Origin of the sequence: Pantoea sp. Pa-EAmG (genome assembly GCF_030024295.1) — a bacterium.
GTDB lineage: Bacteria > Pseudomonadota > Gammaproteobacteria > Enterobacterales > Enterobacteriaceae > Pantoea > Pantoea dispersa.
Genome location: NZ_JASEWO010000012.1, coordinates 36,995 through 47,120 on the forward strand (window position 1 = coordinate 36,995; position 10,126 = coordinate 47,120).

The window sequence follows — 10,126 nt, forward strand, 5'->3', positions numbered from 1 at the left end:
ATGTTGGCTCCCCTGATTGATGACAAACAGAAAATCACGCTGATCGAAGACAGCGGTGTGCAGTTTCTTGATTTTGGTTTGCGCCTGCCCGCGCTTCAGGCGCGGCGGCAGTTTGTGCGCCAGACCGCCAATGGTCCGCTGCTGCGCCTCAACGTTGATGGCAACAGCGGCAAGTTTCTGCTCTATCCGCAGGATGGCGGTGCCGCTGAGGTAGTGCGCCCGGAGACCGATATCGCGCTGGCCGATTCCCTGACGCTGCTGGCCGGGCAGTGGCTGCCGCTGCCGGTGCTGCGCTGTTCCAGTGGCCGTCGTTTCATCGGTGGCCCGGATAACTGGGCGCGTCTGCGCCTTGCGCCGCTCAGCCAGCCCGACGCGGCGGGAAATACCCATCGCATCACCCTCGCCTTCGATACGCGCCTGGTGGCCGACACGGACGGCGGTGAGCAGCTGGGGTTGAGCAAAGCCGATGCGCAGAACGGCGTCAGCTTTGCGCTGGCGTGGCACAACTATGAACTGGGCGAGTTCCTCGACCTCACCTGGGTTGACGGCTGGCTGCGCGAGACGTTCAGCCAGCAGGTGTATGCGCTGGAATCACGCCGCGAGCAGGAAGTGAACCAGGCGCTGCGCGAATTTGAATATCAGGCGCACTATCTCAACGTGCTGGAACTGCTGGGCGAACAGCTCGATCTGGCAGAAATCACTATCCAGGCGGCCTCACCGCAAACGCCGGCGGTCAACGTGGATATCATTCTCGACGTCGGCAACTCGCATACCTGCGGCATTCTGGTGGAAGATCACCCCGAAGAGAGCAACGGCCTGCGCCAGACCTATGAGCTGCAGCTGCGCGATCTGTCGCAGCCGCACCAGGTCTACAACGAGCTGTTCGACAGCCGACTGGAGTTTGCCGAGACGCACTTTGGCAAAGCCAACTTCTCGCTGGAGAGCGGCCGCGAAAACGCGTTTATGTGGCCCTCACTGACCCGCGTCGGTCGCGAAGCCAGCCGCCTGGCGCTGCAGCGCGCCGGCACCGAGGGCAGCACCGGCCTCTCCAGCCCGCGCCGCTACTTATGGGACGAAGCGCGTTATCAGCCAGGCTGGCGCTTCAACGCCAGCGGCGGCAGCGACGAGCCGCAGGCCACCGCGCTGCCGTTTACCCTGTTGCTCAACGATGAGGGGCAGCCGCTGCATGCCCTGCCGGAAGATGACCGCCTGCCGGTGTTTTCTGCCAGCTACAGCCGCAGCTCGCTGATGACCTTTATGCTGTGTGAACTGCTGGCGCAGGCCATGATGCAGATGAACAGCGTGGCCCAGCGCCAGCGTATGCCGCAAAGCCAGGCGCCGCGCCAGCTGCGTCATGTGATCCTGACGCTGCCGTCGGCCATGCCGAAGCCGGAGCGGGAAATTTTCCGTCGCCGCATGCAGGAAGCCATCGCGCTGGTGTGGAAAGCCGAAGGCTGGCATCCGGCCGACGCCGCGTTTGACGCCACCAGCCAGGCACACAGCCTGCGTCCGGTACCGGATGTGCAGATGGAGTGGGATGAAGCAACCTGCGGTCAGATGGTGTGGCTGTTCAACGAAACCCAGGTGAACTTTGCCGGTCGCGCGGAAGATTTCTTCAGCAGCATGGCGCGCCCGGATCGCCCGCGCGAAGCGGATGAGCTGCCGGGCAAAAGCCTGCGCATCGCCTCGATTGATATCGGCGGCGGCACCACCGACCTCGCCATCACCCAGTATCGTCTGGATGATGGTCAGGGCAACAACGTGAAAATCACCCCGCGCCTGCTGTTCCGGGAAGGGTTTAAAGTGGCCGGCGATGACATTCTGCTGGACGTGATTCAGCTGTGGGTCCTGCCCGCGCTACAGCAGAGTCTGCAAAAAGCCGGCCTGGCGCTGGCGGAACCGCTGATGAACAAGCTGTTTGGACACGACAGCCGCATGGACGGTCAGGCCACGCTGCGCCAGCAGGTCACCCTGCAGCTGTTTATTCCGCTGGCGCAGGCGGTGCTGGAGCGCTATGAAAACTGGAATCCGCTCGACAGCCACAGCGAAATTAACGCGCTGTTTGGCGAGCTGGTGCCGCAGAAGCCAGCCAGCAGCGTGCTGGCGTTTGTCAACGGAGAGATTCAGCGCACGCTCGGCGGCGATAGCCGTTTCGATCTGCTTGACGTGCCGCTGGTGGTGAGCATGGCGCAGCTGCATGCTGAGTTTCTGCAACACCGGATGGCAATCATCCCGGCGCTGCGCGCCATGTGCGAAGTGGTTTCTCTCTATCAGTGCGATGTGCTGCTGCTGACCGGTCGCCCGTCGCGCTTCCCCGGCATTCAGGCGCTGGTGCGTCATTTGCAGCCGCTGCCGGGCAGCCGCATTTTGTCGCTGGAGGGGTATCACACCAGCGACTGGTATCCGTTCAACAAACAGGGACGCATTGATAACCCGAAATCCACCGCGGCGGTCGGTGCCATGCTGTGTCTGCTGGCACTTGATCTGCGTCTCAGCAGCTTCTGGTTCCGCGCCGGCGATTTTGAACCCTACTCGACCATTCGCTATCTTGGCGTGCTGGATGAAAACGCCACGCTGAGCGATGACAATCTGTGCTACAGCGAGATTGATCTCGACAGCCACAGCTTCGCGCTGGACCGTAAAAGCAGCTTCCGCATTCGCGGTAATGTCTGCCTCGGTTTCCGCCAGCTGGAGAACGACCGCTGGCCGGCGACACCGCTCTACAGCCTGAGCATTACCGATCCGCAGCTGGCGCGCCAGGTAGCGGGCGAAAGCGTGCTGCGCATCAGGCTGGCGGTACAACCGGGGCCGGATAACCTCGGCCCGGAGCGGCTGGTACTGAGCGAGGCGCGCATGGACGATGGCACGCGCGTGCCGCTGGAGCAACTGAGTCTGAAACTGAATACGCTGTCGGCCACCGGCAACGCCAATGCGCAATACTGGATCGACAGCGGGAGCGTGTGTAAACGATGAGAACTGCCAAAAAAGCCACGCCGGCGACACCTGCTAAACGCCTGGGTCTGCTGCAGGAGACGGTTGACGGCGCGCTGAACTGGGTGGAGAGCCACCAGGCGCACTCACCGCGTCTGGCGCTGGAAGCCGATACGCTGCGGCTCCAGCTGCGTCGCGCCCGCGTTGAAAGCCACGCGCTGGCGCGACAGCTGGCGCGGCCGGTCACCCTGGCGCTGTTTGGTCAGTCGCAGGCGGGTAAAGCCTGGCTGCTGAGTGAAATGGTCGGCGACGCGCAGGGCCAGCTGATCGCCCGTCTCGGCGACAAAACCCTGAACTATTTTCAGCACATCAATCCCGGCAATCTCGATTTTGCCATCGCCACCCGTTTCAGCCATCAGCGTGAAGCGCAGTCTGGTGCGTGGCCGCTGGAGATGACGCTGCTGAGCGAAGCCGAGCTGATTCGTCTGATGCTGGCCTGTGCCAGCGCGGACACCCAGCCGGACAGCGCGGCGATTGATGCCGCGCTGCAGCGCCTGCAGCGCCATCGCCAGAGCGAGATGCAGCCCGGCCTCGACAGCGACGCGCTGGTGACGCTGTGGGCGTGGCATCGCCGCCAGCCCGACCACGCCGAAGTGCTGGACCGTCATTTCTGGCCGCAGGCGATTGAGCTGGCACCGTGGCTCAACGTGGACGACCGCGTGCAGCTGTTTGCGCTGCTGTGGCCGCAGCGTCCGGCGCTGAATGAAACCCTGCGCAGCCTGCTGCATCTGCGCCATCAGCTGCGGCACGCGCCGCGCGTGCTGGCACCGCTCAGCCTGCTGGTGGATGACGCCTCGCTGCCCGCTGAAAAGCTCATCGGCCATGATGCCGACCTGAACGAATTGATTGAAGTGTGTCCGGTTGTCGCCAACCGCGTGGGCAAACCGCAGTCGGTACCGCTCGGCTGGCTGGCGCTGCTGACGCTGGAAATCACCCTGCCGCTCAGTTCGACGCCGCGTCAGGCGCTGTATGACGAAGCCGATATGCTGGAGCTGCCCGCACCGGGCACGCCCGCCGACCGCGATCAGCAGGACGAGCGCGCAAGGCTGCAGGCGCGTGATGCGCTGCGCGCCAGTCTGCTGGAACAGAAACGTGCCCTGCTGCCGGGCTTCTATGCCGCGCGTCAGGGCATCGATTTAATGCTGATTTGTACCGCCGCCAGCCAGCGTCAGGATGCGGATCTCGCCGCCAGCGCGCTGCGCGAGTGGCAACTGCAGCAGAGCGCGACGGCCAGCGCAGACAAGCCGCGCCTGATTTGGGCGATTACGCCGCACGATGCGCGCTATCAGCAGTCGCAAATCAACGTCGATGAAGCGGTACAGCGGCAGATTGGTCAGCCCGGCCAGAGCTGGGGCTCAATGCTGGCGCGCGATCGCGCCGGTGTCGACCGCATGAGCAGCTGGCTGCAGGATGAGATGCAGCCGGAGGCACGGCGCGACCGGCTGGCGCTGCAGCTCAGCACGCTGCAGCAGAAACTGGTGGAGCGTCTGCAGCCGTGGACCGAAGCCAGCGCCACGCCGGAACAGGCCGCGCGGAAACAGGCCATCGCCGATACGCTGCTGAAGTGTTTACAGCATCGCACCGGCCTGCATGGCGAGCTGCTTGAGCGTCTGCAGCCGTCGCGCGAAGCGGTGCGCCAGCTGTGGCTGAGTCAGAGCCACGGCAGCACGCCATCCGCCGGCGGCCAGCCAGCCGCGGCAGAGCAGAGCTATTTTGGTATTGGTTTTGAGTTTGACCTGTTTAACGATGAGCCGGTAACCACCGCCGAACCGCGCAGCAGCAGCGGCCAGCGCGATCAGCAGTTTCCTCAGCAGGTGTTCGCGCTGTGGCTGGCGCACCTGCGTCAGCTGCCGGAGAGCCAGAGCCTGCTGGCGCTGCTCAACGTTGATAAGCCGACGCTGGAACTGCTGGTGGAGGAGCTCATCACCGCCAGCTTCCGTCTGCAGGTGCTGAGCAAACTGCAAAGCGCGCTGAACGAAACAGAGACGCAGGCCAGTGCCCATGAAGCGCGCACCGATCGCCAGGTGTCGCGTGCCATGACAGTGCTGGGTGACTTTGTCGCCTGGCTCGGCTTCCTGCAGCGGGATGAACGTGAACGGCCGCAGAGTCGCGTCAATCGCGGCAGCCCGATTTTCGCCCGCCCACCGGCGCCCAGCGTCAGCTTTTCGTCAGGCCAGCGTCTGACGCGGCTGTCTGCCGCGCCGGCTAACCACACCGCCTATTACATTTATGACTGGCTGGTGGGATTAAATTCGCTGATCGTCGAAAATAACGGCTACACCGGCGGCGGCGATTTGCCGACCAGCGCACGCCAGACGCTGGCGATTATGCTGCTGCCGCTGCACGCGTAGTCAGTGGCTAATCAGGCGCAGCTCGCCCGCCAGCTGCTGCGCCGCCTCTTCCAGCAGCGCCAGCACCGGGGCAAACTCCGCGCTGGTGCTGACCTCGGCGACATGCTGCAGATGCAGCGTTGCCGGCAGCGCCATACCGCCGGTCAGCCAGTCCCACAGCGCATCCAGATTGTAACCAAAGCATTCACCGCAGCCGCTCTGTTCGACCAGCGCCTGATAAAAGGCCTGGCGCGTGCCCAGCGTGCGAAAATCAAAATGGAGTGTCAGCATAGTCAGGGTACCGGCGTGAAGCTGCGATAGTGATCGGTGGTGAGAAAGATCAGCCCATCAGAAGAGTAAAGCAGACGATCGGCATCGCGGTGGCCGCAGTCGTAATTGACGTCCGCCTCATACCACTGCCGCCCCGCCTGCATCGGCAGCCGCCGTTCGCGGTTACTGAAGCGATCGCCGCCAATCGCCCGCCCTGGCAACACCTCACACAGGTTGCCCTGCGCCGGGTTCCAGCCCTGACGACGTGCCGCGCTTTTGGTGAGATAAAAATCAGGCAAACGGTGATGCTGCTGCAGCCAGCGCGCCACGCGATGTGCATCGGTCAGTTGTGCAATATCCGTCTGTTTTTCTGGCGCAGTACCGCTCAGATGGGGCTTCAGCCCGATCCAGCAAACCACCAGCGCAAACAGTAATCCAATCCAGAGTTTTTTCGACATAGTGACATCCTGAAAGGCAGGACGCCGATAATAGCAGGTTTCAGGCGGGGAAAAACGCGGGCCAGCATGGCTGGCCCTGGCGGAGGTTTACTGCTGCATCGCGCTCGGGGTGTGCGCGGCGTGACGACGCCATGCGCCCGGTGCCACGCCATACTGGCGCTTGAAGCTGCGGTTAAACGACTGCTGTGAATCGAAGCCCAGCGAAATGGCCACGTTGAGGATCGGTTCGTTGGTGGTGGTCAGGCGGTCGGCCGATTTTTTCAGCTTCTTGGCCCGGATGTACTCACCCAGCGGATAGCCGGTGTGCTCTTTAAACATACGCTGCAGGTGCCACTTCGAATAGCCGGCGCGCCCCGCTACGGTGTCCAGATCCAGACGTGCTTCAATGTTGTTATCAATCCAGTCGATCAGATCGTGAATAAAAGCGTCGCTCATCATCCCATTCTCTCCCGTCGCCATGGCGAACAGTATCAGTATCAGTTGCAATTACATTTTAAGGGTGACTGACTATCGCACTTAATGCAAGTTTTATTATTGCATTAAATGCCGCACTCGCCGTAGGGGCTTTCGCTACCTGTTACGAATTGATCAAAACCGCACATAAAGTGTATCAGATATTCTTGCAGATGCAGTTCGCCCAAGCCTACACTCCTGTGGTTTTAATGCAATCTTAAAAGTTGCAGATTTTTCGTACGTCTCCTTTCTTTTTCACCAACGCGGAATAACAACAATGCATCTGCAAACATATGGGGTTCGTCGGGCCGTAAGCCTGTCAGGAGTGATGTTGCTGGGAAGCCTGCTGGCCGGTTGTGATCGCGGTGTGGCGCAAAATGCGCCGCCGCCTCCGCCCGAAGTGAGTGTCGCGCAGGTGGTGCAACAAAAAGTCAGCCAGTGGGATAGCTTCAATGGCCGCATTGAAGCGGTGCAGAGCGTGCAGCTGCGTCCGCGCGTCTCGGGCTACATCGATCAGGTTAACTATCGCGAAGGCGATGAGGTGAAGAAAGGTCAGGTGCTGTTTACCATTGATGACCGCACCTACCGCGCCACGCTGGAGCAGGCGCAGGCCGAACTGGCCAGCGCGCGTAGCCAGGCGGCGCTGGCCCGCAGCGAGTCGGCCCGTACCGACAAGCTGATCGGCACCCAGGTGGTGTCGCGCGAAGAGTGGGAACAGCGGCGTTCTACTGCCAGTCAGGCGCAGGCCAGCGTGCTGGCCGCCCAGGCGGCAGTCGATATGGCGCAGCTGAACCTCGACTTCACCCGCGTCACCGCGCCGATTGATGGTCGCGCCAGCCGGGCGATGATCACCACCGGTAACCTGGTGACCGCCGGCGACAGCGCCAGCGTTCTCACCACGCTGGTTTCACAGGACCGCATGTACGTCTACTTTGACGTCGACGAAGCGATCTATCTGCAGTACCAGGCGATGGCGCGTCAGGGCCAGAACCGCGGTTCGCTGCCGGTAGAGATTGCGCTGACCGGCGAACAGGGTTATCCGCACCGCGGCACCGTCGATTTTCTCGATAACCAGCTGACCGCCAGCACCGGCACCATTCGCATGCGCGCCACGCTCGACAATCAGCAGCGTCAGTTTACCCCAGGCCTGTTTGCCCGCGTGCGGCTGCCGGGCAGCGCAGAATTCAACGCGCTGCTGGTCGACGACCGCGCGGTACTGACCGACCAGGATCGTAAATACGTTTACGTGGTTGATGCGCAGGGCAAAGCCGAACGCCGCGATGTTCAGCTGGGCGATCTGGCTAACGGCCTGCGTATTGTGCAGCAGGGTCTGAAGCCAGGCGACAAGGTGATTGTCAACGGTCTGCAGAAAGTGTTCATGCCCGGTATGCCGGTAAAAGCGCAGCCGGTGGCCATGCGCTCCGCTCAATAATAATCGAGACTGCCCGTTATGGATTTCTCCCGCTTTTTTATCGACCGACCGATTTTCGCCGCGGTCCTGTCGATTTTGATATTTACCACCGGACTGATCGCCATTCCGCTGTTGCCGATCAGTGAATACCCCAACGTGGTACCGCCGAGCGTGCAGGTGCGCGCAGAATATCCCGGTGCCAACCCCAAAGTGATTGCTGATTCGGTGGCAACGCCGCTGGAAGAAGCGATCAACGGGGTGGAAAACATGATGTACATGAAGTCGGTGGCCGGCTCAGATGGCGTGCTGGTTACCACCGTGACCTTCCGCCCGGGAACCGATCCCGATCAGGCGCAGGTCCAGGTGCAAAACCGCGTGGCACAGGCTGAAGCGCGTCTGCCGGAAGAGGTGCGTCAGCTCGGCCTGACCACCCAGAAGCAGTCACCTACCCTGACGCTGGTGGTGCATCTGTTCTCGCCCCACGGCAAGTACGATTCGCTCTATCTGCGTAACTACGCCACGCTGAAGGTGAAAGATGAGCTGGCGCGCCTGCCGGGCGTCGGCCAGATTCAGATCTTCGGTGCCGGTGACTACGCGATGCGCGTCTGGCTCGACCCGAACAAAGTGGCGGCGCGCGGCATGACCGCCGGCGACGTGGTCAGCGCCATGCAGGAGCAGAACGTGCAGGTTTCTGCCGGGCAGCTGGGCGCTGAGCCGACGAAGAAAGAGAGCGATTTTCTGCTGTCGATCAACACCCAGGGGCGGCTGGAAGATGAGGCGCAGTTTGGCAACATCATCCTGAAAACCGCCGATGACGGCACGCTGGTGCGCCTGCGTGACGTGGCGCGCATCGAGATGGGCTCCGGCAGCTATGCCCTGCGTTCGCAGCTGAACAACAAGGATGCGGTTGGTATCGGTATCTTCCAGTCGCCGGGCGCAAACGCCATCGACCTGTCGAATGCGGTACGCGCCAAGATGGCCGAGCTGGCAACGCGCTTCCCGGATGACGTGCAGTGGGCCGCGCCTTATGACCCGACGGTGTTCGTGCGTGACTCGATCCGCGCCGTGGTCCAGACGCTGTTCGAAGCCATCGTGCTGGTGGTGCTGGTGGTGATTCTGTTCCTGCAGACGTGGCGCGCCTCGATCATCCCGCTGCTGGCCGTGCCGGTGTCGGTGGTCGGTACCTTCAGCGTGCTCTATCTGCTGGGCTTTTCGCTCAATACCCTGAGTCTGTTCGGGCTGGTGCTGGCGATTGGTATCGTGGTCGATGACGCCATCGTGGTGGTGGAGAACGTCGAACGTAACATTGAGCAGGGCTTAACACCGGTGGCGGCGGCTCACCAGGCGATGCGCGAGGTCTCCGGGCCGATTATCGCCATCGCGCTGGTGCTGTGTGCGGTATTTGTGCCGATGGCCTTCCTCTCGGGCGTAACCGGTCAGTTCTATAAGCAGTTTGCCGTGACCATTGCCATTTCGACGGTGATTTCGGCGATTAACTCGCTGACGCTCTCTCCGGCGCTGGCGGCGAAACTGCTGAAGGCGCACGGTGCGCCGAAGGACCTGCCGACGCGCCTGATCGATCGTCTGCTGGGCTGGGTGTTCCGGCCGTTTAACCGCTTCTTCCAGCGCAGCTCAGACGGCTATGAATCGATGGTCGGCAAAACCCTGCGCCGGCGCGGTGCGGTGTTTGGCGTGTACGTGCTGCTGCTGGCCGGTGCCGGCTTCATGTTCCACACCGTGCCAGGCGGCTTTATTCCGACGCAGGATAAGCTGTACCTGATTGGTGGCGTGAAGATGCCGGAAGGCTCATCGCTGGCGCGTACCGATGAAGTGATTCGTAAGATGAGCGAAATCGGCATGAACACCGAAGGCGTGGCCTACTCCGTCGCCTTCCCCGGCCTGAATGCGCTGCAGTTCACCAATACGCCGAATACCGGCACGGTGTTCTTCGGTCTGAAGCCGTTCAGCGAGCGCAGCCGCACTGCGGCGGAAATCAATGCTGAGATCAACGCGAAAATTTCCAAAATCCAGCAGGGCTTCGGTTTCTCCATCATGCCACCGCCGATCCTCGGTCTGGGCCAGGGATCGGGCTATTCGCTGTATGTGCAGGACCGTGCGGGCCTGGGCTATGGCGCACTGCAAACCGCGATTAATACGCTGTCCGGTGCGGTGATGCAGACGCCTGGCATGATGTTCCCGATCTCCTCCTATCA

7 protein-coding genes are annotated in these 10,126 nt (G+C 62.0%); 4 read left to right on the top strand and 3 right to left on the bottom strand.

The genetic code is table 11. From position 1 onward, the window contains the following. Both QMM04_RS03405 and QMM04_RS03410 read left to right on the top strand, forming a co-directional pair. Entirely contained in the window at positions 1–2,973 is a 2,973-nt protein-coding gene (locus tag QMM04_RS03405) for a virulence factor SrfB (RefSeq protein ID WP_282995639.1), read from the top strand. After that, entirely contained in the window at positions 2,970–5,342 is a 2,373-nt protein-coding gene (locus QMM04_RS03410) for a virulence factor SrfC family protein (protein WP_282995640.1), read from the top strand. The genes QMM04_RS03405 and QMM04_RS03410 overlap by 4 nt, the downstream gene beginning before the upstream one ends. On the opposite strand, the gene QMM04_RS03415 is transcribed toward QMM04_RS03410, so the two are convergent. From QMM04_RS03415 to QMM04_RS03425, 3 genes are all read right to left on the bottom strand, one after another. Then, positions 5,343–5,612, bottom strand: a complete 270-nt coding sequence (locus tag QMM04_RS03415; protein ID WP_282995641.1) for a barstar family protein — start codon at positions 5,610–5,612, stop codon at positions 5,343–5,345. It abuts the gene before it with no gap. A gap of 2 nt (positions 5,613–5,614) precedes the next feature. After that, positions 5,615–6,049 (bottom strand): ribonuclease domain-containing protein, encoded by a 435-nt coding sequence (locus tag QMM04_RS03420; RefSeq protein ID WP_021506153.1) that lies wholly within the window; start codon positions 6,047–6,049, stop codon positions 5,615–5,617. Between the two features lie 87 nt (positions 6,050–6,136). Further along, positions 6,137–6,487: a helix-turn-helix domain-containing protein gene (locus tag QMM04_RS03425; RefSeq protein ID WP_021506154.1), complete on the bottom strand. Its 351-nt coding sequence runs from the start codon at positions 6,485–6,487 to the stop codon at positions 6,137–6,139. Positions 6,488–6,779: 292 nt separating this feature from the next. Here QMM04_RS03425 and QMM04_RS03430 point away from each other — a divergent pair, with 292 nt between their 5' ends. Both QMM04_RS03430 and QMM04_RS03435 read left to right on the top strand, forming a co-directional pair. Beyond that, positions 6,780–7,934 carry an efflux RND transporter periplasmic adaptor subunit gene (locus QMM04_RS03430; protein WP_031279145.1) on the top strand — a complete coding sequence of 385 codons (1,155 nt, stop codon included), beginning with the start codon at positions 6,780–6,782 and terminating at the stop codon, positions 7,932–7,934. An 18-nt stretch (positions 7,935–7,952) separates the two neighbouring features. Then, a partial coding sequence (locus QMM04_RS03435) for an efflux RND transporter permease subunit (RefSeq protein ID WP_282995642.1) occupies positions 7,953–10,126 on the top strand: 2,174 nt, incomplete at its 3' end.